17 protein-coding genes are annotated in these 23,725 nt (G+C 65.7%); 9 read left to right on the top strand and 8 right to left on the bottom strand.

Annotated features, from left to right (window positions below; translation table 11 throughout):
• Positions 1-70 precede the first annotated feature (70 nt).
• Genes GRF61_RS02190 through GRF61_RS02175 form a run of 4 tightly spaced genes read left to right on the top strand, consistent with a single transcriptional unit; the run spans position 71 to position 4,917 of the window.
• Positions 71-517 (top strand): MarR family transcriptional regulator, encoded by a 447-nt coding sequence (locus tag GRF61_RS02190; protein WP_169149095.1) that lies wholly within the window; start codon positions 71-73, stop codon positions 515-517.
• Between the two features lie 34 nt (positions 518-551).
• Positions 552-2,081 carry an efflux transporter outer membrane subunit gene (locus GRF61_RS02185; RefSeq protein ID WP_348982333.1) on the top strand — a complete coding sequence of 510 codons (1,530 nt, stop codon included), beginning with the start codon at positions 552-554 and terminating at the stop codon, positions 2,079-2,081.
• 14 nt (positions 2,082-2,095) lie between these two features.
• Positions 2,096-3,331: an HlyD family efflux transporter periplasmic adaptor subunit gene (locus GRF61_RS02180; RefSeq protein WP_169149094.1), complete on the top strand. Its 1,236-nt coding sequence runs from the start codon at positions 2,096-2,098 to the stop codon at positions 3,329-3,331.
• Between the two features lie 14 nt (positions 3,332-3,345).
• Positions 3,346-4,917: a DHA2 family efflux MFS transporter permease subunit gene (locus GRF61_RS02175; RefSeq protein ID WP_169149093.1), complete on the top strand. Its 1,572-nt coding sequence runs from the start codon at positions 3,346-3,348 to the stop codon at positions 4,915-4,917.
• 113 nt (positions 4,918-5,030) lie between these two features.
• Here GRF61_RS02175 and nadC read toward each other — a convergent pair whose 3' ends face one another.
• From nadC to GRF61_RS02155, 4 genes are all read right to left on the bottom strand, one after another.
• On the bottom strand, positions 5,031-5,879 hold the full coding sequence (nadC, locus tag GRF61_RS02170) for a carboxylating nicotinate-nucleotide diphosphorylase (RefSeq protein WP_169149092.1): 849 nt from the start codon (positions 5,877-5,879) through the stop codon (positions 5,031-5,033).
• Positions 5,880-5,950: 71 nt separating this feature from the next.
• Entirely contained in the window at positions 5,951-6,841 is an 891-nt protein-coding gene (locus tag GRF61_RS02165) for a DMT family transporter (RefSeq protein WP_211165687.1), read from the bottom strand.
• 72 nt (positions 6,842-6,913) lie between these two features.
• Positions 6,914-8,170 (bottom strand): HD-GYP domain-containing protein, encoded by a 1,257-nt coding sequence (locus GRF61_RS02160; RefSeq protein ID WP_169149091.1) that lies wholly within the window; start codon positions 8,168-8,170, stop codon positions 6,914-6,916.
• Between the two features lie 129 nt (positions 8,171-8,299).
• Positions 8,300-9,766, bottom strand: coding sequence for an aldehyde dehydrogenase family protein (locus GRF61_RS02155; protein WP_169149090.1), 1,467 nt, complete (start codon positions 9,764-9,766; stop codon positions 8,300-8,302).
• 211 nt (positions 9,767-9,977) lie between these two features.
• On the opposite strand from GRF61_RS02155, the gene GRF61_RS02150 reads away from it, so the two are divergent.
• Positions 9,978-10,913, top strand: a complete 936-nt coding sequence (locus GRF61_RS02150) for an AraC family transcriptional regulator (protein WP_169149089.1) — start codon at positions 9,978-9,980, stop codon at positions 10,911-10,913.
• Here the strand turns inward: GRF61_RS02150 and GRF61_RS02145 are convergent, their stop codons facing one another.
• The 4 genes from GRF61_RS02145 to GRF61_RS02130 all read right to left on the bottom strand — a co-directional run bounded on the left by GRF61_RS02145 (position 10,914) and on the right by GRF61_RS02130 (position 17,473).
• Entirely contained in the window at positions 10,914-12,419 is a 1,506-nt protein-coding gene (locus tag GRF61_RS02145; RefSeq protein WP_169149088.1) for an NAD(P)H-hydrate dehydratase, read from the bottom strand. It lies immediately after the preceding gene.
• 160 nt (positions 12,420-12,579) lie between these two features.
• Positions 12,580-14,109, bottom strand: coding sequence for a SpoVR family protein (locus GRF61_RS02140; RefSeq protein WP_169149087.1), 1,530 nt, complete (start codon positions 14,107-14,109; stop codon positions 12,580-12,582).
• Positions 14,106-15,371, bottom strand: coding sequence for a YeaH/YhbH family protein (locus tag GRF61_RS02135; RefSeq protein WP_169149086.1), 1,266 nt, complete (start codon positions 15,369-15,371; stop codon positions 14,106-14,108). The genes GRF61_RS02140 and GRF61_RS02135 overlap by 4 nt, the downstream gene beginning before the upstream one ends.
• A 179-nt stretch (positions 15,372-15,550) precedes the next feature.
• Positions 15,551-17,473: a PrkA family serine protein kinase gene (locus GRF61_RS02130; RefSeq protein WP_169149085.1), complete on the bottom strand. Its 1,923-nt coding sequence runs from the start codon at positions 17,471-17,473 to the stop codon at positions 15,551-15,553.
• Between the two features lie 340 nt (positions 17,474-17,813).
• Between GRF61_RS02130 and tig the strand changes: the two genes are divergently transcribed.
• The 4 genes from tig to lon all read left to right on the top strand — a co-directional run bounded on the left by tig (position 17,814) and on the right by lon (position 23,549).
• Complete coding sequence (tig, locus tag GRF61_RS02125; protein ID WP_169149084.1) at positions 17,814-19,118, top strand: trigger factor; 1,305 nt, start codon at positions 17,814-17,816, stop codon at positions 19,116-19,118.
• 18 nt (positions 19,119-19,136) lie between these two features.
• A complete protein-coding gene (gene clpP, locus GRF61_RS02120) occupies positions 19,137-19,772 on the top strand; it encodes an ATP-dependent Clp endopeptidase proteolytic subunit ClpP (protein ID WP_169149083.1) in 636 nt (211 codons plus the stop codon).
• 13 nt (positions 19,773-19,785) lie between these two features.
• Positions 19,786-21,054 (top strand): ATP-dependent Clp protease ATP-binding subunit ClpX, encoded by a 1,269-nt coding sequence (clpX, locus tag GRF61_RS02115; RefSeq protein ID WP_133587711.1) that lies wholly within the window; start codon positions 19,786-19,788, stop codon positions 21,052-21,054.
• A 77-nt stretch (positions 21,055-21,131) separates the two neighbouring features.
• Positions 21,132-23,549, top strand: coding sequence for an endopeptidase La (gene lon / locus GRF61_RS02110; RefSeq protein ID WP_169149082.1), 2,418 nt, complete (start codon positions 21,132-21,134; stop codon positions 23,547-23,549).
• Positions 23,550-23,725 lie beyond the last annotated feature (176 nt).

The following is a 23,725-nucleotide window of genomic DNA, read 5'->3' as shown; positions in this document are numbered from 1 at the left end:
TCCCGTTTTCCGTTGAAACGCTGTGCCGGACTCCCAAGCCCCATCCTCCGATTCGAAGCCGCTGTACTCCGTGGAAGGCTACCAGGCCGAAGAAAGCCTGGGCTTCTACATCGGCTCGGTGCGCTCGCGCATGATCAACGCCTTGGACGTGAAGCTGGCGCCCCTGGGCCTGACCAGTGCGCAGTGGCTGGTGCTGGTGCGGGTGCAGGCCCGCCCCGGCTGTACCGCCGCCGAGCTGTGCCGCTGCACCAACACCGACACCGGCTCGATGACGCGGATGATAGACCGCCTGGAAGAAAAGGGCTTCATCCGCCGGGTGCGCAGCCAGGAAGACCGCCGGGTGGTGCACCTGGAGATGACCGAGGCCGGCAAGGCGCTCTATCCCCAGGTGATTCCGCCGGTGGTCGATCTGCTCAACGCCCATCTCCAAGGCTTCAGCCAGGAAGAGCTGGATACGCTGATCGGTTTCCTCAAGCGCATCGTGGCGAATAATGAAATCAGCTTTTCTGGAAGCTGAATTTTTTTAAGCAAATACCTGCATAGGCAGTAACGTGCTAAACAGCAAAAATACAATTCAATCGGTATCCGGGCAGGCTGAATGCTCCGGCCCGGACGGCTTTCGAGGCGGCCCTGGCCTGGTCCCGGCGGGTTTCTCCCGCCTCCGCCGCGGACGTCGCCTGCTGGCCCTGGCGGTAACGCTCGCGCTGGCCGCATGTGCATCGCCCGGCGGCCTCGGTCCGAATGCCAGTCTGCACGATACCGCCGGCATCGGCACCCAGCTCGCCACCGGCGCCCACGGCGCAGCGGTGGAGGAGGGCTGGTGGCGGGGCTACGGCGATCCGCAGCTGGATGCCCTGGTGCAGGAAGCGCTGCAGGGCAGTCCCGACCTGCGGGTGGCGGAAACCCGCATCGCCCAGGCGCGCGCCCAGGCGGCGCAGGCCGGCGCCGCGCTGCAGCCCTCGGTTTCCGCCACTGCCTCGGCCACCCGCCAGCGCTACAGCGCCTATGGCATGGTGCCGGCGCCCTATGCCGGCAACTACGCCAACACGCCGGAAGCGACGCTGGACTTCAGCTTCGAGCTGGATTTCTGGGGCCGCAACCGCGCCCGCCTGCAGGCGGCCATGAGCGGTGTCGAGGCGGCGCAGCTGGAGCGCAGCCAGGCTGGGCTGGTGCTGGCCGCCGCGGTGGTGCGCACCTACGGCGAGCTGGATCACCATTACGCGCTGCGCGATCTGGCGGCCGCCACCGTGGCGCAGCGCAGCCGCATCGGCGAATTGACCGCGGCGCGCCAAGCGGCCGGCCTGGAGACGCGGGTGGAGCTGCGCCAGTCCGAGTCCGCGGTGTTCGCCGCACGCACCACGCTGGCGGCGGAGGACGAGCAGATCGCCCTGCTGCGCAACCAACTGGCGACGCTGGTGGGCGCCGGGCCCGAGCGCGGCCGCCAGCTGAGCCGCCCGGCGCTGGCGCCAGTAGCCACGCTGCCGCCGGAAGTGCCGGCAGACCTCGTCGGCCGCCGGCCGGACCTGCAGGCCCGCCTTGCCCGCGCCCGTGCCGCCGGCGCCAGCGTGGATGCCGCCAAGGCCGCCTTCTACCCGAACGTGAATCTGTCCGCCTTCGTCGGCCTGCAGGCGGTGGGCTTCGACCACTTCCTGCGCAGCGACAGCCGCATCGTCGGCATCGCCCCGGCGCTCAGCCTGCCTATCCTGGACGGCGGCCGCCTGCGCGCCGGTCTCGCCCAGGCTTACTCGGAGCAGGACGAAGCGGTGGAGCAATACAACGGCGCGGTGCTGGGCGCGCTGCAGGACGTGGCGGACCGGCTGGTGTCCTGGCAGGCGCTGGATCGCCAGCGCGCCGAGCAGCAACAGGCGCAGGCGGCGGCGGAGGAGGCGTATCGCCTTGCCCTGCTGCGTTACCGCGAAGGGCTTTCCAACTACCTCACCGTGCTGAGCGTGGAAACCCAGGTGCTGGAGCAGCGCCGCCAGGCGGTGGAACTGGCCGCCCGCAGCCGCGACAACGCCATCGAACTCAGCCGCGCCCTGGGCGGCGGCTTCTCGGCCACGCCGGCCGCAGCCCAATCCTGATTCCCGGAGACATCATGTCCGACACGGAAAACCCTTCTCCCGCCAGTTCCGCGCCGCGCCGGCGCCCCGCCATGCTGCTGCTGACCGCCTTGGTGTTCGGCACCATAGGCATCGCCTGGGGCGCCTGGTGGGCGCTGGAGGCGCGCCACCATGTGGATACCGACGACGCCTACGTGGCTGGCGACGTGGTGCAGATCACCCCGCAGATCGCCGGCACCGTGCTGGCCATCCATGCCGACGACACCGACCAGGTGCAGCCCGGTACCGTGCTGGTGGAACTGGACCCGGCCGACGCCCAGGTGGCGCTGGACCAGGCGGAAGCCGCGCTGGCGCGCACCGTGCGCGATGTGCGCACGCTGTTCGCCACCGGCGCCTCGCTGGACGCCACCGTGGCGCAGCGCGAGTCCGATCTCGCCCGCGCCCGCGACGACCTGCGCCGGCGCGAGGCGCTCACCGGCACCGGCGCGGTGTCCGGCGAAGAACTGCAGCACGCCCGCAGCACGGTGAACGCGGCCGAGGCGGCGCTGGCGAATGCCCGCGAGCAGCGCGCCTCCAACCATGCGCTGATCGACAACACCACGGTGGAGCAGCACCCCAGCGTGGCCCAGGCCGCCGCCAAGGTGGAAGAGGCCTGGCTGGCGCTGCAGCGCGCCAGGCTGCCGGCGCCCATCGCCGGCCAGGTGGTGAAGCGCAGCGTGCAGGTGGGCACCCGGGTGTCGCCGGGGCAGCCGCTGATGGCGGTGGTGCCGCTGGACAGCCTGTGGGTGGAGGCCAACTTCAAGGAATCCCAGCTGGGCGGCATGCATCCCGGCCAGCGCGCGGTGCTTACCGCCGACCTCTACGGCAGCAAGGTGGAGTACCACGGCCGTGTCGTCGGCCTGGCCGCTGGCACTGGTTCCGCCTTCGCCCTGCTGCCGGCGCAGAACGCCACCGGCAACTGGATCAAGGTGGTGCAGCGGGTGCCGGTGCGCATCGCGCTGGACCCGGAGGAGCTGAAGGCGCACCCGCTGCGCATCGGCCTCTCCATGGTGGTGGATGTGGATAGGCGCGATCCGGGCGACGGCCAGCCGCTGGCCAGCGCCGGGGTGACGGCGCGCCGCAGCAGCGAAGCCATGCCCGCGCTGCCCGATGGCGCGCGCCAGCGGGTGAAGGCCATCGTTGCCGCCAACCTCGGCGCCGCGGTGTCGCGCGGCAGTCCGGTGGCCGGCACTCCGGCGGCCGGCCATGCGCCGCTGGCCGCGCTGCGCTGAGCGGAGACGCTGCCATGCAGGCCGCCGCGCCTACACCGACGCCGCCACCGCCGCTGAGCGGCCGCACCTTGGCCGTCGCCACGGTGTCGCTGTCGCTCGCCACCTTCATGAACGTGCTGGACACGACGATTGCCAACGTGTCCATCCCAGCCATCTCCGGCGACGTCGGCGTCAGCCCCAGCCAGGGCACCTGGGTGATCACCTCCTTCGCGGTGGCGAACGCCATCTCCATGCCGCTCACCGGCTGGCTCACCCAGCGCTTCGGCCAGGTGCGGCTGTTCGTCGGCTCGGTGCTGTTGTTCGTGCTGGCTTCGCTGCTGTGCGGTCTCTCCAGCAGCCTGGAAATGCTGATCGCCTTCCGCGTGCTGCAGGGCCTGGTAGCCGGGCCGATGATTCCGCTGTCGCAGGCGCTGCTGCTGCAGAGCTTTCCGCGCGCCAGGGCGGGCGCGGCGCTGGCGGCCTGGTCGATGACGACGCTGATCGCGCCGGTGCTGGGGCCCATCCTCGGCGGCTGGATCTCGGACAATATGTCCTGGCCGTGGATCTTCTACATCAACGTGCCCGCCGGCCTGCTCGCCGGCCTGGTCACTTGGCGCATCTTCCGCCACCGCGAGTCGCCCATCCGCAAGTTGCCGATAGATGTGGTCGGCCTCGGCCTGCTGGTGCTGTGGGTAGGCGCGCTGCAGGTGATGCTGGAGAAGGGCAAGGAGCTGGACTGGTTCGCCTCCGGCCAGATCGTCGCCCTGGGGGTGACCGCGGTGGTGGGCTTCTGCTTCTTCCTGATCTGGGAACTGGGTGAGAAACATCCCATCGTCGATCTATCGCTGTTCAAACGGCGCAACTTCTCCACCGGCGTGGTGGCGATCGCGCTCGGCTACGGCATGTTCTTCGGCAGCGTGGTGCTGATGCCGCTGTGGCTGCAGCAATACCTGGGCTACACCGCCACTTGGGCGGGGCTGGTGACCGCGCCCATCGGCATCTTCGCCATGATCCTGTCGCCAGTGGTGGGCAAGACGCTGCACAAGACCGATCCGCGGCTGTACGCGAGCGCCGCCTTCATCCTGTTCGCGGTGGTGAATTTCATGCGCTCCGAATTCACCCTGGGCGTGGGGCCGTGGCAACTGGTGCTGCCGCAGCTGATCCAGGGCGCGGCGGTGGCGGCCTTCTTCATTCCGCTGACTTCGCTGACCCTGTCCGGCCTGTCGCCGGATCGCATTCCGGCGGCGTCCGGCCTGTCCAACTTCCTGCGCATGGTGGCGGCGGCGGTGGGCGCTTCGGTGTCCACCACCACTTGGGAGAACCGTGCCTCCATGCACCACGCCCAGCTGGCGGAACATGTGAATGCCTACGAGCCGGCGGCGCGCAGCTACCTGGACAGCCTGATGTCGCTGGGTATGAGCCGGGACGCGGCGCTGGCGCAGATCGAGCGCCAGCTCAACGCCCAGGCCTACATGCTGTCGGCCAACGAGTACTTCTGGCTGTCCGGCCTGTTGTTGCTGGGGCTGGCGGCGCTGATCTGGCTGGCCAAGCCGCAGCGCCAGCCAGCGGGCGGTGGCGGTGCGGCGGCGATGGACGCCGGCCATTGAGTGATGGCCATTGAGTGATGGTGCCGGCGGACGGTTCGCCCGGCGCTGAAAAACGGAACGGCCCGCAGGTGCGGGCCGTTCTGCTTTGCGGGAGCCGGCTCATGCCAGCCGCCTCATTCCTCGACGTGGCGCAGCGAGAGGTCCAGCGCGGTGACGTCCTTGGTCAGGCTGCCGATGGAGATGCGGTCCACCCCGGTTTCGGCGATGGCGCGCACCTTGTCGAAGCTGACGCCGCCGGAGGCTTCCAGCTCGGCGCGGCCATTGGTGATGCGCACCGCCTCGGCCATTTCCTCCAGGCTCATGTTGTCCAGCAGTACCATGGTGACGCCCGCATCCAGCGCCTCGCGCAGCTCTTCCAGGTTCTCCACCTCGACCTCGATGAAGACGTTGGACGGCGCGATGGCGCGCGCCTGTTCCACCACCTGGCGGATGCCGCCGGCGGCGATGATGTGGTTCTCCTTGATCAGGATGCCGTCGTACAGGCCGATGCGGTGGTTGGTGCCGCCGCCCACCGCCACCGCGTACTTCTGCGCCAGGCGCAGGCCGGGCAGGGTCTTGCGGGTGTCGATGATCCGGGCGCGGGTGCCGGCCACCGCGTCCACGAAGCGGCGGGTGACGGTGGCGGTGCCGGAGAGCAGCTGCAGGAAGTTCAGCGCGGTGCGTTCGGCGGTGAGCAGGGTGCGGGCGCCGGCCACCACGTCGCACAGGGTCTGGCCGGCTTCGACGCGGTCGCCGTCGCGCACATGCCAGAGCACGGTGGAGGCCGGGTCCAGCGCGGCGAAGGCGGCGTCGAACCAGGCCGTGCCGCACACCACCGCGTTCTCGCGGGTGATGACGCGGCCGCGGGCATCTGTATCGGCGGGGATGAGGCGGGCGGTGAGGTCGCCGGTGCCGATGTCCTCGGCCAGGGAGGTGGCGACGTTGCGCTGGATCTCGACGCGGAGCTGCTCGGAAAGAGTCATGAGTGGAGTCGCTTCTAGGTTGACCGGGCGATTTTAGCACCGGCCCCCGGCCGCAACGGACCCGGCCGGCCTCAGCCCGGCTCCACCGCGGGCCGCAGGCGGCGGCTGTCCAGCGCGATGATGGCGCCGGCCACGGCGATGGTCAGGATGCCGCCAAGCGCGGCGCCGTCCGGCACATGGTCGAACACCAGCCAGCCGAACAGCGTCGCCCACACCAGTTGCACGTAGAGGATGGGCGACAACACCGAGGCCGGCGCGTCGCGGAAGGCGCGGATGAGCAGGAAGTGGCCGAGGCCGCCATACACACCCATGGACAGGAACAGCAGCCCGTCCACCAGCCCCGGCATCGGCCCGCCCCAGATCCAGGGCAAGGCCAGCGACATGCCGGCGCTGCCGATGAGCGCGGTGTAGAACAGCATGGTCACAGGGTTCTCGGTGGGCGAGAGCTGGCGGGTGAGGATCTGGTAGATGGCATAACTGACTGCGCCGCCCAGGGCGAAGGCGATGCCTTCCGCCACCAGGCCGCTACCGGGGCGGGCGATGAGCAGCACGCCGACGAAGCCGACGGTGACCGCCACCCAGCGCAGCGCGCCGATGCGTTCTCCCAGCACTGGCCGGGCGAGCAGGGTGACGATGAGCGGCGCGGCGAAGACGATGGCGGTGGTTTCCGCCAGCGGCATGCGCGACAGCGCCGCCATGGCACAGAAGGTGGTGCCCAGCAGGCAGAGCGAGCGCACCACCTGGCGGGTCGGGCGCCGGGTGTTCACCAGCCGCAGCCGCATCGACGGCGCGAGGAACACCACCATCAACAGGAAATGCACCACGTAGCGCGTCCACACCAGCATGGGCACCGGGTAGTTGCGGCCGAGGTACTTGGAGGTGGCGTCCAGCAACACGAAGAGAACGAGCGCGCCGAGCAGCAGCAGGACGGCGCGCAGCAGGTGGGTAGGGGAGTCGGGCATGGTCCTTGTTCTTGTTATCGGCGGGAGCGGGCCCGGCCGGTGCAGCGATGGAGAAAGCGCGCGGGTGAGTGCTCAGCCGCTGCCCTCGACGTAGTAGTCCACCCGGCCGCGCGGAGCGAGGTACTCCACCACTTCCACCGGCAGCTTGGCCGGGCTGAGGGCGCTGGCGACCTTGAGGTCCACCTCCTTCAGGTCCAGCAGCATGGCTTCGTTGCGCGGCACATCGGCGTCGTGGAGCATCACCAGCGGCCGCAGCAGGTCGTCCGAGTGGGTCTCCACCACCAGGCCGACGGCGCCGTTGGAGAGGGCGACGAAGCTGCCTGGCGGATACACGCCCATGGTGCGGACGAAGAGCTGCAGCAACGCCGGGTCGAAGTGGGCGGCTTCGCTGCGGAACATCTGCCGCAGCGCTTCGGCCGGCGTCTTGGCTTCACGCAGGTCGAAGGGGTTGCACAGATTGTCGTAGCGGTTGCCGATGGCGGCGAAGCGCGCCAGTCGCGGGATCTTCTCGCCGGCCAGGGCGTTGGGAAAGCCGCTGCCGTCCCAGTGCTCATGGTGGCAGGCGATGATGTTGCGCACCGGTACCGGCAGTTCGCGCACTGCCGCCACCGCCTTGATGCCGTAGCCGATGTGGGCGCGATAGAACGCTTCCTCGGGCGGGGTGCGGGCATGGCTGCGCAGCACGCGGGCGGGGATCTCCGCCTTGCCGATGTCGTGGAGCAGCGCGCCCAGGCCCAGCAGCTTCAACTCTTCCTCGCTCAGCTTGGCGGCGCGGCCCAGCAGCAGCGACAGCACCATGACGTTGAGCGAGTGGAAGGCGATGCCGGCCTCGCGGCTTTTCTGGTTCACCAGGTGGATGACCATGCTCTCGCTTCCGACCAGTCCGCTGACCACGCCACCCACCAGGTTCCTGGCCTTGGCGTGGGATTCCGCCGGCTTGGCGGCGAAGCCTTTGAGGATCTCGCCGGCGGCGATGGCTTCCTGCTCGTACTGGCGCTCGCGCCGGGCGAGGCCCTCGCGCTGCTGGCGCAACTGGGCGGCGCGCTCGCGCTTCTCGTCCAGCATGCCGGCCAGGGCGGCGCTGCCGAAGTCTTCCTCGTCGGCGGGGCCGCCCTGGGCAGCGGCGCCGGCACGCTCAGGCAGGGGCTGGGCGCTGCTGCGCGCCGGGTCCCAGGCGATCTCGGTCAGGCCCATCTCGCGCAGCGTCTGGATCTGCTTCTCGCTGGAGAGCCGGAACTCGTTGATCAGGAAGGGATGGCGCAGCCAGCCCACGGAGGCGAGGGAAATGAAGATGCCGGGCTGGAGGCGGTCGATGCTGAGTTTCTGCATGAACTCTGGCTGCTTGGGGTTGCATCGATTGTAATCCGCGTCGGCGCGCCGGCAAGCGTTGCGAGGCTTCCGCTTGCCCGGCAGGGCCGGCGGGCCGTGAGATTGGCCCGCCGGCGGCGTCCTTGCCGCTCAGAACGGCAGCTGGCGCTGGCCGAGCTGCACGGTGATCCACTTCAGCTCGGTCATGTCGGCCACCGAATAGCGGCCGTTCTCGCGGCCGTAGCCGCTGTCCTTCTGGCCGCCGAAGGGGGCGTTGGGATCGTCGTCGAAGGAGTTGTCGTTGATGTGCACCGCGCCGGCTTCCACCCGCAGAGCGAAATCGAAGGCCTTCTGCAGGTCGTTGGTGACGATGCCGGAGGAGAGGCCGTAGGAGGTGTCGTTGGCCAGCTCCACCGCATGCTCGTAGTCGCGCGCTTCCAGGACGGAGGCCAGCGGGCCGAAGCTCTCCTCGTTGTACACCTCCATGCCGGGCCTGACGCCAGCCAGCACCGAGGGCTCGAAGATGGCGCCGTGGCGTTCGCCGCCGGTGAGCAGGCGGGCGCCCTTGGCGAGGGCGTCGTCGATGTGGCCGCGGATGAAGTCGCACTGCGCCGGGTTGATCAGCGGGCCGACCGCGGTGCCGGGGTTGGCCGGGTCGCCGTAGGGCACGGTGCGAACCTTGGCGGCGAAGGCTGCGCAGAAGCGTTCGTAGATGGGCGCCTCGACGATGATGCGGGAATTGGCCATGCACACCTGGCCCTGGTTGAAGAAGATGCCGAAGGCGGCGGCGCGCACCGCGTAGTCCAGGTCGGCGTCGGCGAGGATGACGATGGGGCTCTTGCCGCCCAGTTCCAGCACGATGCGCTTCATGTAGCGGCCGGCCAGCTCGGCGAGGATGCGGCCGGTTCTGGCCGAGCCGGTGAAGGTCACCAGCTTCACCCGCGGGTCGGCGAACAGCTTGTCGCCCAGCGCTTCGTTGGTGGTCGGGATGACGTTGAACACGCCCGGCGGCAGGCCGGCTTCTTCCAGGATTTCGGCGAACTTCAGCGCCGCCAGCGGGGTGTAGGGCGAGGGCTTGAGCACGAAGGCATTGCCGGCGGCCAGCGCCGGCGCGAGCTTCTTGCCGGTGAGCAGGAAGGGGGCGTTGAAGGGGCCGATGCCGGCGACCACGCCCAGCGGCTGGCGCACCGTCATCGAGATGCGGCCCGGCGCGTCCGCCGGCATGGTTTCGCCGCGCACGTCGCGTGCCTGGCCGGCGGCGATGCGGAAGGTGCTGATCATGTAGTCGCACTCGAACATCGCCTTGCCGAAGACGTTGCCGCCTTCCTCGATCAGCACCTTGGCGATCTCCATGCGGCGCTTCTCGACGATGTCGGCGGCGCGGCAGAGGATGGCCTCGCGCTCGGAGGCCAGGGTCTTGCCCCAGGCTTTCTGCGCTTCCTGTGCGGCGGTGATGGCGGCGTCGATGTCGGCGGCGGTGGCCTGCCGCACCAGGGCGATGGGTTTCCGGGTGTAGGGGTTGATCACCGGCGTGACCGGTTGATCGGCGGACTCCCAGGTGCGGCCGCCAATGTAGGGAGCGTAGGTCTGCAGTTGCGGATCGTGCGGGGCGTTCATCTTCGTGGGCCTCTCTCTGTCGATACGGGTCGGGGCGCCGCGACGTTTCGTCGATGCAAGAAGCGGATAGCGTGCGGGCAGGCTTCGCGCAATCGTTGCGGGATGCGTCTTGGCGTCAGGCAGTATCGGCAGCCGCCGGTGGCCGGTCTTGGACGGAGGCGCATGGCGGATTGTCCTGATCCGCCGCCTGGGCTTGCCAAGGGGAGTCGTCATGGGCGTGATGCGGACCTGGAGTACCGAAGGCTTGTCGGAGCGTGACGGCGTGGCGTTCTGGAACGACGCGGTGTGCGACGCCTTCCTGCGGGTGCGCACTGAGCGTTCCGGCGGCGGCCGCCCCTTCCGCGCACGGCTGCGGGCGCTGGACCTGGGCACGTTGGCGGTGAACAGCCTGGAGGCGGAGTCCTACCGGGTGAGGCGTGGCGGCAGCGGCGGCGAGAGCGGCTGGGCCTTCATCAATCTGCACCATCGCGGCCGCTGCCGGCTGCGGCAGAACGGGCGGGAGCAGTTGGTTGCCCGCGCCGGCGTCAGCATCAACTTCGGCATCTCACCCTTCGAGCTGGATTTCCAGGAAGAAGTGAGCATGACCTGCTTCCGCGTGCCGCTGGCCGGCCTGGCGGCGCGGAACGCCGAGCTGGGCGAGGCGGTGGCGCGGCCGCTGGTGCCCGGCGGCGCGAGCGAACTCTTCCTCGGCTATGCCGGCACGCTGGCGCGCACCGCGGCCTCGCTGGACGCGACGGCGGCTGATCACGCGGCGGGCTGCTTCATGGACCTGCTGGCGGTGGCCATCGGTGTGCAGGAGCAGGCCGGGGAGGCGGCGCGGGCGGCGGTGCGGCGGGAACTGTTCCGCCGCGGCTGCGCCTACATCCGTGCCCGCCTGGGCGAGCCGGCGCTGGACCTGGCGGCGGTAGCGGGCTACCTGAACCTGGCGCCGCGCACGCTGCAGGCGTTGTTCAAGGAGCAGGGCCAGACCTTCACCGGCCATCTGCTGGAGCAGCGCTTGCTGGCGGCGGAGCGGCAACTGGCCTGCAACGGCCGGGCGCGGGTGGGCGAGATCGCCTATGCGGTCGGCTTCTCCGACCTGTCCTACTTCAACCGCGCCTTCCGCCGCCGCTTCGGCATGACGCCGGGCGAGCGGCGGGGCGCTTGATCAACGGCCGCGAGTAGCCTCGATGAGCCAGCCGTTGTAGACGCCGCGGGCGGCATCGATGACTTCGCCGGCGGTGAGGCCGATGGGGCCTATGCCTTCCCGCGCCAAGCGGTCGGCGGCGGCGCCGTGCAGGTGGACTGCGGCGATCAACGCCGATTCCGCCGGCCAGCCCTGGGCCAGCAGGCTGACGACCAGGCCGGTGAGCACGTCGCCCATGCCAGCGGTGGCCATGCCCGGGTGGCCGGTGCCATTCACATACCAGTTGCCCTCGGGCGTGGCGATGAGACTGCCGCAACCCTTGAGCACCACCAGCGAGTGGAAGCGGCGGGCCAGTTCCAGTGTGGCGGCGAGGCGGTCGCGCTGCACGCTGGCGGTGTCGCTGCCCAGCATGCGGCCGGCTTCGGCCGGATGGGGCGTGAGCACGGTGGGCGCGCTGCGCTGGAGCAGGGCGTCGCGCAGGCTGGCGTCCTGGCCCAGCAGGTTGAGGGCATCCGCATCCAGCACCAGCGGAATGTCACGCGCCAAGGCGGCTGCCAGCAAGGGCGCGGCTTCCGGCCGGGTGCCGAGGCCGGGGCCGACGGCCAGGGCGGTGAGCCGCTCGGGCAGGGCGTCGGCCTTGCGCAGCATGAGTTCAGGGTGCAGCGGATCGACGGCGGGCGCCTGGGCATCCAGCAGGCCGATCAGCACCCGGCCGGTGCCCAGCCACAGCGCGGCGCGGCCGGCGAGCAGCGCGGCGCCCACCATGCCGGCGTCGCCGCCCAGGATGCCGACGTCGCCATGCAGGCCCTTGTGGGTGTTGCGCGGTCGCGGCACCAGGTGCTCGCGGAACAGGCTGGGGCGGATGGCGCGGCCCAGTGCCGGCACCCAGGCGGGGCCGTCGACCTCCAGCCGCTGCACCGAGATTTCGCCGCAGTGGTCGGGGCCGTCCAGCGTCAGCAGGCCGGGCTTGAGGGCGATGAAGGTGGTGGTGTGGGTGGCGTGGAAGGTGGCGCCTAGCAGGCGGCCGGTGTCCGCATCCAGGCCACTGGGCACGTCCAGGGCCATGCGCGGCGCTTGCTGGGCGTTGAGGGTATGGATCCAGGCGGCGAGGCGGCCTTCGACGGGGCGGGTGAGACCGATGCCGAACAGGGCGTCCACCACCAGTGCCCAGCCCTGCGCCGGTGCGGCCGGCAGATCGCATACGGTGCTGCCGCCAGCGGCAAGATAGTCGTGATGAGCCTTGGCGGCTTCCGGCGGCAGGCTTTCCGCGTTGCCGGCGAAGGCGACGGTGACGTCGCGCCCGGCCTGGCGCAGCTGCCGCGCCATGACGAAGCCGTCGCCGCCGTTGTTGCCGGGGCCACAGGCGATGAGGATGGGGCCGGGGCGATCCATGATGAGCCGCACCGCATCCTCCGCCGCGGCGCGCCCGGTGCGTTCCATCAGGGAGGGGCGGGCGGTGGGTACGAGGGTCTTCTCGATCTCGCGGATGCCGGCGACGGAATAGATGGGGAGAACAGGCGAGAACATGGCGGCGTCTTTCGGCCTATCGGAGAGGGAAGAGCCTGGATTCTAAGCGCTGGACCCCCGCAGTGGGCCGTCGTCGGCGTGCTTGCAGCCGCGACGGGGGCGGGCTGCTGCCCTTCCGGGGCGCATCGGGCGGCCCGGGCGCCGCCCGTGGCCGGTGCCTTCAGCGCTCGCCGTTGCGGCGCTTCTCCAGCCGGGTCTCGTGGATGAGATCGACGTCGCCGTCTTCGTCGACCGCTTCCAGCCGAACGGTGAAGCCCCACAGCCGGGCGATGTGCTTCATCACTTCCTCGGTGCTGTCGCCCAGCGGCCGGCGGCGATACTCCTGCAGGCGCAGGGTGAGGGAGCGGTCGCCGCGCAGATCCACGTTCCACACCTGGATGTTGGGCTCGCGGCTGCCGAGGTTGTAGTGCTCCGACAGCACCTCGCGCACCCTGCGGAAGCCGGAATCGTCATGGATGGCGGAGACCTTGAGCTTGTCCTCGCGGTCGTCGTCCAGCACCGCGAACATGCGGAAGTCGCGCATCACCTTGGGCGAGAGGTACTGGGCGACGAAGCTCTCGTCCTTGAAGTTCTTCATCGCGAAGTCGAAGGTCTCGCGCCAGTCGCTGCCGGCGACTTCCGGGAACCAGCGACGGTCTTCCTCTGTGGGCGACTCGCAGATGCGGCGTATGTCCTGCCACATGGCGAAGCCCAGCGCGTAGGGGTTGATGCCGTTGTACCAGCGGGTGTTGTAGGGCGGCTGATAGACGACGTTGGTATGCGACTGCAGGAACTCCAGCATGAAGCTGTCCGCCAGCAGGCCCTCGTCGTACAGGGTATTGAGCAGGGTGTAGTGCCAGTAGGTGGCCCAGCCCTCGTTCATGACCTGCGTCTGCCGCTGCGGGAAGAAATACTGGGCGATCTTGCGCACGATGCGGACGATCTCGCGCTGCCAGGGCTCCAGCAGCGGCGCGTTCTTCTCGATGAAGTAGAGCAGGTTTTCCTCGGGCTCGTCGGGGAAGCGGCGTTCCACCGCGGCGCTGCTGTGGGTGTCGTGGGCGGGCAGCGTGCGCCACAGGTCGTTCACCTGCGTCTGCAGGTACTCCTCGCGTTCCTGCTGGCGCAGCTTCTCCTTGGCCAGCGACAGCTTGGGCGGACGCTTGTAGCGGTCCACGCCCAGATTCATCAACGCGTGGCAGGAGTCGAGCAGCAGTTCCACCTCCTCCTCGCCGTAGCGTTGTTCGCAGTGGGCGATGTAGTTCCGGGCGAAGATGAGGTAGTCGATGATGGCGTCCGCATTGGTCCAGGTGCGGAACATGTAGTTGCCCTTGAAGAAACTGTTGTGGCCGTAGGCCGCATGGGCAATCACCAGGCCCTGCATCGGCAGGGTGTTTTCCTCCATCAGGTAGGCGATACAGGGGTTGGAGTTGATGACGATTTCGTAGGCCAGCCCCATCTGTCCACGGCGGTAGCCCTTTTCGGTCGCCAGGAACTGCTTGCCGAAGGACCAGTGGTGGTAGTTCACCGGCATGCCGACCGAGGCGTAGGCGTCCATCATCTGCTCGGCGGTGATGACCTCGATCTGCACCGGATAGGTGTCCAGGCCGTATTGCGCGGCGACGCGGGCGATCTCGGTGTGATACCGCTCTATGCTCTCGAAGGACCATTCCGAGCCGCCGGGCAGGGGCTTTTTCTTTTCTGTCCGCTTCATGCCAGATTCTTCTTGAAGAGTTCTCTGAACACCGGATAGATGTCGGCCGGTTCCTCGATCCGCTGCAAGGCGAAGTTGGTGTGCGCGCCCTGCAGTTTTTCGTATTCGCGCCAGAGGTTCTGTGGTTCCCCGGGCGTGATCTCGATGTAGGCGAAGTACTGGCACCACGGCAGGATGGCTTCGCTCAGCACCTCGCGGCAGATGGGCGAGTCGTTGTCCCAGTTGTCGCCGTCCGAGGCCTGGGCACCGTAGATGTTCCATTCGCCACCGGTGTAGCGCTGGTGGATGACGTCGCGCATCAGGTTGAGCGCACTGGACACTACCGTGCCGCCGGATTCCCGCGAGTGGAAGAACTCATCTTCGTCCACCTCTTTTGCCACCGTGTGGTGACGGATGAAGACGACCTCGATGTGCTCGTAGCTGCGGTTGAGGAAGAGGTAGAGCAGCATGAAGAAGCGTTTGGCGGTGGCCTTTTTCTCCTCGTCCATGGAGCCGGAAACGTCCATAACGCAGAACATCACTGCCTGGGTGGTGGGGCGTGGCACCTTTATCCGGTTGTTGTAGCGCAGGTCGAAGCTGTCGATGAAGGGGATGCGCTCGATCTTGGCGCGCAGCTTGCCCATCTCTTCCCGCAGGGCGCGTACCTCGTCGCTATCTTCGCCCTGCTCCTTCAGCAGGGCTTCGAGTTCCTTGTGCAGCTCGCGCAGCCGTGAGTTGTAGGGCGAGCCGACCGCCAGCCGGCGGCCGAGTGCGCCGCGCATCGAGCGCACGATGTTGATGTTGGCGGGCACGCCGTCCGAGGTGAAGCCGGCGCGCTGTGTCTTGTAGTCGGTAATACGTGCGAGCTGGGTGCGGACGAGATTGGGCAGGGCAAGATCGTCGAAGAAGACGTCGAGGAATTCCTCGCGCGAGAGCTGGAAGACGAAATCATCCTCCCCTTCGCCCTCGTTGCTGGCCTTGCCGCCGCCCGAGCCGCCGGCGCCACCCCCCATGGGACGGTTGATGAGGTCGCCACCGGAGAACTGGTCGTTGCCGGGGAAGACCTGCTCCCACTCGCCGCCACGGCCATGCTGGAAATGCGGTTCGGAGAGGTCGCGGGTGGGAATGGAGATCTTCTCACCATTGTTGAGGTCGCGGATGGAGCGCCCCTGGATCGCGTCCGAAACCGCGCGACGGATCTGCTGCTTGAAGCGCCGCATGAAGCGCTGGCGATTAACCGCACTCTTGTTCTTGCTGTCGAAGCGCCGATCGATGATGCGCACCTTGTCTTCCTCCGGTGGCAGCCCACGATGCGTGGGGAAGGTGTTGCCTGGGGGTGACCGGACTGCGGCGCAGTTCCGCGTGTGCGGCTATGTCCGGACACGGCAGCGCCGTCACAGGCGCTGCAGCAATGCCGTAAGGCGGCGTTCCGTCCTCCCGGGGCGCGGAACGCCGTACTGCGTCAAGAAGACTTGCGCACCCGCAGGTACCACTCGCACAGCAGCCGCACCTGCTTCTCCGTGTAGCCCTTCTCGATCATGCGGTTGACGAAATCTTGGTGCTTCTTCTGCTCATCGGCGCTGGCCTTGGCGTTGAAGCTGATGACCGGGAGGAGGTCCTCGGTGTTGGAGAACATCTTCTTCTCGATCACCGCCCGCAGCTTCTCGTAGGAGGTCCAGCTCGGGTTGCGGCCCTCGTTCTTGGCGCGCGCGCGCAGTACGAAGTTGACCACCTCGTTGCGGAAATCCTTCGGGTTGCTGATGCCGGCCGGCTTCTCGATCTTTTCCAGTTCGTCGTTGAGTGCGGAACGGTCAAGGATTTCGCCGGTATTCGGGTCGCGGAATTCCTGGTCCTGGATCCAGAAGTCCGCATAGATCACATAGCGGTCGAAGATGTTCTGGCCATACTCGGAATAGCTCTCGAGGTAGGCGGTCTGGATTTCCTTGCCGATGAACTCGGCGTAGCGCGGCGCCAGATACTCCTTGATGAAGCCAAGGTAGCGGGCTTCGACTTCCGGCGGGTACTGCTCCTGCTCGATCTGCTGTTCCAGCACATACATCAGGTGCACCGGGTTGGCGGCGACCTCGCGGTGGTCGAAGTTGAAGACCTTGGACAGCACCTTGAAGGCGAAACGGGTGGACAGACCGGTCATGCCTTCGTCGACGCCGGCATAGTCTCGATACTCCTGGAAACTCTTGGCCTTGGGGTCGGTGTCCTTCAGGTTCTCGCCGTCATAGACCCGCATCTTGGAGTAGATGCTGGAATTCTCGGGCTCCTTGAGCCGAGACAGCACCGCGAACTGGGACATCATCTTCAGGGTGTCGGGTGCGCAGGGCGCCTCCGACAGGGAACTGTGGGTGAGCAGCTTCTCGTAGATGCGGATCTCGTCCGACAGCCGCAGGCAGTAGGGCACCTTCACCGTGTAGATGCGGTCGAGGAAAGCCTCGTTGTTCTTGTTGTTCTTGAACGACACCCATTCCGACTCGTTCGAGTGGGCCATGATGATGCCGTCGAAGGGAATCGCGCCGAAGCCTTCCGTGCCCTTGTAGTTACCTTCCTGGGTGGCCGTCAGCAAGGGGTGCAGCACCTTGATCGGCGCCTTGAACATTTCAACGAACTCGAGCAAGCCGCGGTTGGCCAGGCAGAGGCCGCCGGAATAGCTGTAGGCGTCCGGGTCGTCCTGGGAGTATTCCTCCAGCTTGCGGATGTCGATCTTGCCGACGAGCGAGGAAATGTCCTGGTTGTTTTCGTCACCCGGCTCGGTCTTGGCCACCGCAATCTGGCGCAGCACCGATGGGGTCAGCTTCACCACCCGGAACTTGGTGATGTCGCCGCCGAATTCGTGCAGGCGCTTGACCGCCCACGGACTCATGATGGTGTTCAGGTAGCGGCGGTGAATGCCGTAGTCGTCCTCCAGGATGTGACCGTCCTCGGTGACGTCGAAGAGGCCCAGCGGCGATTCATGCACCGGCGAGCCCTTGATCGCATAGAAGGGAACCTTCTCGATCAGGGTCTTCAGCTTCTCGGCCAGCGAGGACTTGCCGCCCCCCACTGGGCCGAGCAGGTACAGGATCTGTTTCTTTTCCTCCAGCCCCTGAGCGGCGTGTCGGAAGTACGACACGATGTGCTCTATCACTTCCTCCATGCCGTAGAAATCGCGGAAGGCGGGGTAGAGCTTGAGGACCTTGTTGGAAAAAATGCGGGAGAGGCGAGGGTCCAGGCGGGTATCGACAAGTTCCGGCTCGCCGATCGCCATGAGCATCCGTTCGGCTGCCGTGGCGTACGCGGAGCGGTCGGCCTTGCACAGCTCCAGGTATTCCTGGATCGACATCTCCTCTTCACGGGCGGCTTCGAAGCGGGCTTGGTAGGCGTTGAAGATGCTCATGGGGACGTCTCCTAAACTAGCGGGCTCCAGGTGCCCGGCGCAGGTTCGTCGAAGCGTCGGCGCTGCTGGCCTGCCGGCCTGCAAGGAACGCCGTGCCTTGCATTCTCACCCTTCAGAGGGCCACGCGATAGAGCGAGTTCCACGCCCAAGTGCGCATTTTTTCACCGGCCCGCGCGCATTTTCCGGCCGGATGGCCGCTGGAAGGAAGACCCGCCCCCTGTGCTAGAATTGCAGTTTGCTTGAAACAAGCCCGAGTCGCACGCAAGCCCCGGATTTAATAGGAAGTAAGCCGGGCTGGTGGGCGTTCGGGCGGTATTTTTGACCACTCAGGATCGATTTAATGCAGACCAACCAGGAAATCCCGAGCGCACTGGAGCGCCGCATCGACATGTCCGTTCCCATGGCGGAAATCGACAAGGAAGTGGAATCGCGCCTGAAGCGGATGGCTCGCACCGTGAAGATGCCGGGTTTCCGGCCGGGCAAGGTGCCGATGAAGATCGTCGCCCAGACCTATGGTGCTCAGGCCCGCTCCGAGGCGATTGGCGCTGCGGTGGAGAAGGTGTTCGGCGAAACCGTTCGGGAACAGAATTTGCGTGTGGCTGGTTACCCGCGTATCGAGCCGAAGGATGTCGCGGGTAGCGATGCGCTGGAATTCAGCGCGGTGTTCGAGGTCTATCCGGAGGTCGTGCCGGGTGATCTGTCCGAGCAGCAGATCGAGCGGCCGGTCCTGAGCGTCGGCGATGCCGAAGTGGACAAGACCATCGATGTGCTGCGCAAGCAGCGCACCACGTTCCAGATTGCTGAGCGTGCTGCAGCGGAAGGTGACCGTGTCGTGATCGATTTCGCCGGCCGCAAGGATGGCGAACTCTTCGACGGGGGGCAGGCGAGTGACTTTCCCTTCGTTATCGGCGCCGGCTCGATGCTGAAGGATTTCGAAGCCGCGGTGACCGGTCTGAAGGCGGGCGAGAGCAAGACTTTCGACATGACCTTCCCGGAGGACTACCACGCCAAGCATCTGGCGGGTCAGACGGTGCAGTTCGAAGTGACGGTGAAGGCGGTGGAGGCACCGGTGCTGCCGGAAGTCGATGCGGATTTCGCCAAGGCGCTGGGCGTGGCAGACGGTGACGTCGCCAAGCTGCGCGAAGAAGTGAAGGGCAACCTGGAGAGGGAAGTGAAGCGCCGCATCCAGGCCAAGGTGAAAGAGCAGGTGATGGACGCGCTGCTGGCGGTCACCCCTATCGAAGTGCCGAAGGCGCTGGTCGAGGCGGAATCGCGGCAACTGGCGGACAACGCCCGGCGGGATCTGGAAATGCGCGGCATGAAGTCGCAGGACATTCCGGTCGAGCCCGCGTGGTTTGCCGAGCAGGCGGTGCGTCGTGTGAAGCTCGGTCTGATCATGGCCGAGTTGGTCAAGGACCAGGAATTGCACGCCAAGCCGGAGCAGATCCGCGCCCTGGTGGAAGAGATGGCGCAAAGCTACGAGGATCCCTCGGAGCTGGTACGCTGGTATTACGCTCAGCCCGAAAGGCTGGCGCAGGCTGAAGCAGTGGTGATCGAGGACAATGTCGTGGGCTGGGTGGTCGACAAGGCCAAGGCTACCGACAAGCCGGTCGCTTTCGATGAACTGATGGGCAATGCGGCGTAAGCCGCGGAAGAACTGACGATGAACAACGGAACACCACAGCACAGCACCTGGGATCCGGTCGGCCTTGGCCTGATTCCGATGGTGGTAGAACAGAGCGGTCGCGGCGAACGGTCGTACGACATCTACTCCCGCCTTCTCAAGGAGCGAGTGGTGTTCCTCGTCGGCCCGGTGAACGACGTCACCGCCAACCTCATCGTTGCCCAGCTGCTGTTCCTGGAGTCGGAGAACCCCGACAAGGACATCCACTTCTACATCAATTCCCCGGGCGGCTCGGTGACGGCCGGCATGGCGATCTACGACACCATGCAGTTCATCAAGCCCCACGTCAGCACGCTGTGCATCGGCCAGGCGGCCAGCATGGGCGCTTTCCTGCTGGCGGCGGGCGAGAAGGGCAAGCGTTTCTGCCTGCCGAACTCGCGCGTGATGATCCATCAGCCTCTGGGTGGCTTCCAGGGTCAGGCGTCCGACATCGAGATCCACGCTCGCGAGATCCTGCATCTGCGTGCCCGCCTTAACGAGATGCTGGCGTCCCACACCGGCCAACCCATCGAGCGGATCGAGAAAGATACCGACCGTGATAATTTCATGTCTGCCGCAGCTGCCGTCGAGTACGGCCTCGTCGACAAAGTGCTGACCAGCCGGGCAGATACCTGAGGAGAATCAGACCATGACGGAAAAGAAGACGGGTGGCGAAAAGCTGCTTTACTGCTCGTTTTGCGGCAAGAGCCAGCATGAAGTGCGCAAGCTCATCGCGGGTCCGTCCGTCTTCATCTGCGACGAATGCATCGAGCTCTGCAACGACATCATCCGTGATGAGATTGCAGGCGACGTCGAGACTGAGGGCGTCAAGGGCAAGCTGCCCACGCCGCATGAGATCTGCGAGATCCTCGATCAGTATGTGATCGGTCAGCCGCAAGCCAAGCGCAGCCTGGCGGTGGCGGTGTACAACCACTACAAGCGTCTGCGCCATCTGACGGGCCGGCAGGACGAAGTCGAGCTGTCCAAGAGCAACATCCTGCTGATCGGCCCGACCGGTTCGGGCAAGACGCTGCTGGCACAGACCTTGGCTCGTCTCCTCAACGTCCCCTTCGTGATGGCTGACGCCACTACGCTCACCGAAGCAGGTTATGTCGGCGAGGATGTCGAGAACATCATCCAGAAGCTGCTGCAGAAGTGCGATTACGACGTCGATAAGGCTCAGCAGGGCATTGTTTACATTGATGAGATCGACAAGATTTCCCGTAAGTCGGACAACCCTTCCATCACCCGTGACGTGTCGGGCGAGGGGGTTCAGCAGGCGCTGCTGAAGCTGATCGAGGGCACGGTGGCGTCCATCCCCCCGCAAGGTGGTCGCAAGCATCCCAACCAGGATTTCATCCAGGTCGATACTACCAACGTGCTGTTCATCTGCGGCGGTGCTTTCGATGGCCTAGACAAGGTCATCCGCAACCGGACCGAGAAGGCGGGCATCGGTTTCGGGGCCGAGGTGAAGAGCCGGGAGGCCAAGAACCTCTCCGAGACCTTCCGCAACGTCGAGCCGGAAGACCTTATCAAGTTCGGCCTCATCCCCGAGTTCGTCGGTCGTCTGCCGGTGGTGGCCACCTTGCAGGAACTCGACGAAGATGCGTTGATCAAGATCCTCATCGAGCCCAAGAATGCGCTGGTTAAGCAGTACCAGAAGTTGTTCTCGATGGAGGGCGTGGAACTCGAGATCCGGCCAGGCGCGTTGCATGCCGTCGCGCGCAAGGCGATTCGCCGCAAGACGGGCGCGCGTGGCCTGCGCTCCATCCTCGAAGCTGCATTGCTTGATGTGATGTATGACCTGCCCACACTGGAGTCGGTGGAGAAGGTCGTGGTGGACGAGGGCACGATCGAGGACGCCGCCAAGCCGCTGCTTATCTACGCTGAACAGCAGAAGGTTTCTGGCTCCAACTGAACTGTCTTTAACCCGCCGCTTGAATTTCCAGGTCACGCCCGCATATGGGTGTGACCTTTCTCGCAAGGAAAATGAAAATGTCGGGCCATCCTGAACTCCCCAACGACCAGATGGAACTGCCGCTGCTACCGCTGCGTGATGTAGTAGTGTTTCCTCACATGGTCATTCCGCTTTTCGTGGGCCGCCCCAAGTCCATCAAGGCGCTGGAAAATGCGATGGAAGCGGGCAAGAGCATCCTGCTCGTCGCCCAGAAGTCGGCGGCCAAGGATGAGCCCTCGGTCGAGGATCTCTATTCCATCGGCTGCGTTGCCAATATTCTGCAGATGCTGAAGCTGCCGGACGGCACCATCAAGGTGCTTGTTGAAGGCGTTCAGCGTGCGCGCATCGATTCGGTCGAGGATCTGCGCAACCTCTTCGTTGCCAAGGTGACGCCAGTTCCGGTGCCCGAGATCGATAACAATGAAGTCGAGGCGATGCGCCGGGCGATCATTGCTCAGTTTGATCAATACGTTAAGCTCAACAAGAAGATCCCGCCCGAGATCCTGACCTCCCTCGCGGGTATCGAGGAGCCGGGGCGCTTGGCCGACACCATTGCAGCTCACCTGCCGCTCAAGCTGGAGCAGAAGCAGGAAGTGCTGGAAATGTTCGATACCGGCGAGCGTTTGGAGAAGCTGCTCTCGCAACTTGAGACCGAGTTGGACATCCTCCAGGTCGAGAAGCGCATTCGGGGCCGTGTAAAGCGCCAGATGGAGAAGAGCCAGCGCGAGTATTACCTCAACGAACAGGTCAAGGCGATCCAGAAGGAACTCGGGGAAGGTGAAGAAGGTGCCGATCTCGAGGAGATGGACAAGAAGATCAAGTCCTCGGGCATGCCCAAGGATGCGATGGCCAAGGCGCAGGCGGAGTTCAAGAAGCTGCGGTTGATGTCCCCGATGTCGGCCGAGGCGACGGTGGTTCGCAATTACATCGAGACCCTGATTGGCCTGCCCTGGAAGAAGAAGTCCCGCGTCAGCAAGGATCTGGCTGAAGCCGAAAAGGTGCTGGACAAGGATCACTACGGGCTGGAGCGGGTCAAGGAACGCATCCTTGAATACTTGGCCGTGCAGCAGCGGGTGGACAAGGTCAAGGCTCCCATTCTTTGCCTCGTCGGCCCTCCGGGCGTAGGCAAGACCTCGCTCGGACAGTCGATTGCCAAGGCGACAAACCGCAAGTTCGTACGAATGGCGCTGGGTGGCGTGCGCGACGAGGCCGAGATCCGTGGTCACCGCCGGACTTACATTGGCTCCATGCCGGGCAAGATCCTGCAGAACATGAGCAAGGTTGCGGTGAAGAACCCGTTGTTCCTGCTGGATGAAGTGGACAAGTTGGGCATGGACTTCCGCGGCGATCCTTCCTCTGCTCTGCTGGAGGTGCTTGACCCGGAGCAGAACCATACCTTTCAGGATCATTACGTGGAGGTCGATTTTGACCTCTCCGACGTGATGTTCGTGGCGACCGCGAATACGCTGAACATTCCGCCCGCCTTGTTGGACCGGATGGAGGTCATTCGCCTCTCGGGCTACACCGAGGATGAGAAAGTCAATATCTCCCAGCGCTACCTGTTGCCGAAGCAGATGAAGAACAACGGGTTGAAGCGGGATGAGTTGTCCGTGACCGAGGAAGCGCTGCGGGATGTTTGCCGTTACTACACCCGTGAAGCGGGCGTGCGTAGCCTCGAGCGTGAAATCTCGAAGATGTGCCGCAAGGTGGTGAAGTCGTTGGTGCTGAAGAAGCGCTCCAGCAAGATCGTCATCAATGCAAAGAACCTGGATAAGTATCTGGGCGTTCGCAAATACAGCTTCGGTATTGCGGAAAAGGAGAACCAGGTCGGGCAGGTGACAGGTCTCGCTTGGACCGAGGTCGGCGGCGAGCTCCTGACCGTGGAGGCGGTCGCGCTGCCGGGTAAGGGCAAGGTGATGACCACCGGCAAGCTCGGCGAGGTCATGCAGGAGTCCATCCAGGCTGCCTTGTCCGTAGTCCGCAAGCGTTCGCGCTCACTGGGAATTGATGAGGATTTCTATCAGAAGAGCGATATCCATATCCACTTGCCGGAAGGTGCAATTCCCAAGGACGGACCATCTGCCGGTATTGCGATTTCGACCGCGCTGGTATCCGTGCTGACCGGTATCCCTGTGCGTTGTGATGTCGCGATGACAGGGGAAATCACCCTGAGGGGCGAGGTTCTCCCGATCGGCGGACTGAAGGAAAAGTTGCTGGCAGCAGTGCGAGGTGGAATTCGGACGGCCCTGATTCCCGAGGAGAATGTAAAGGATCTCGTGGACATTCCGGACAATATCAAGAATGCGTTGGAGATCGTCCCGGTAAAGTGGATCGACCGTGTTCTCGAACTGGCCTTGGAGCGTAAGCCTGAGCCGTTGCCGGAGAAGGTCGAGGTGGAAGGCGCGGTGCCTTCTTCAGAGGATGCTGCTTCGGCGCAGAATATCCGCGCGCACTGAGTTTGATTCTCTTCCGATTGTTGTTGTGACGACGCCGCACCCTTGTATTACATGGGTGCGGCGTTTTCTTGACATGCTCGAATTTCGCACGCTATAAAGCCCTTGCAGCTTGCAACGCATTTGGAATGGTCTGGAATCCCGCGCCATTCCTGGGTTTGGCAGAGATAGTCCCGTCG

Source organism: Azoarcus sp. TTM-91 (genome assembly GCF_012911025.1).
Lineage (GTDB): Bacteria > Pseudomonadota > Gammaproteobacteria > Burkholderiales > Rhodocyclaceae > Azoarcus.
This window is presented reverse-complemented; position numbering and strand designations above follow the sequence as displayed.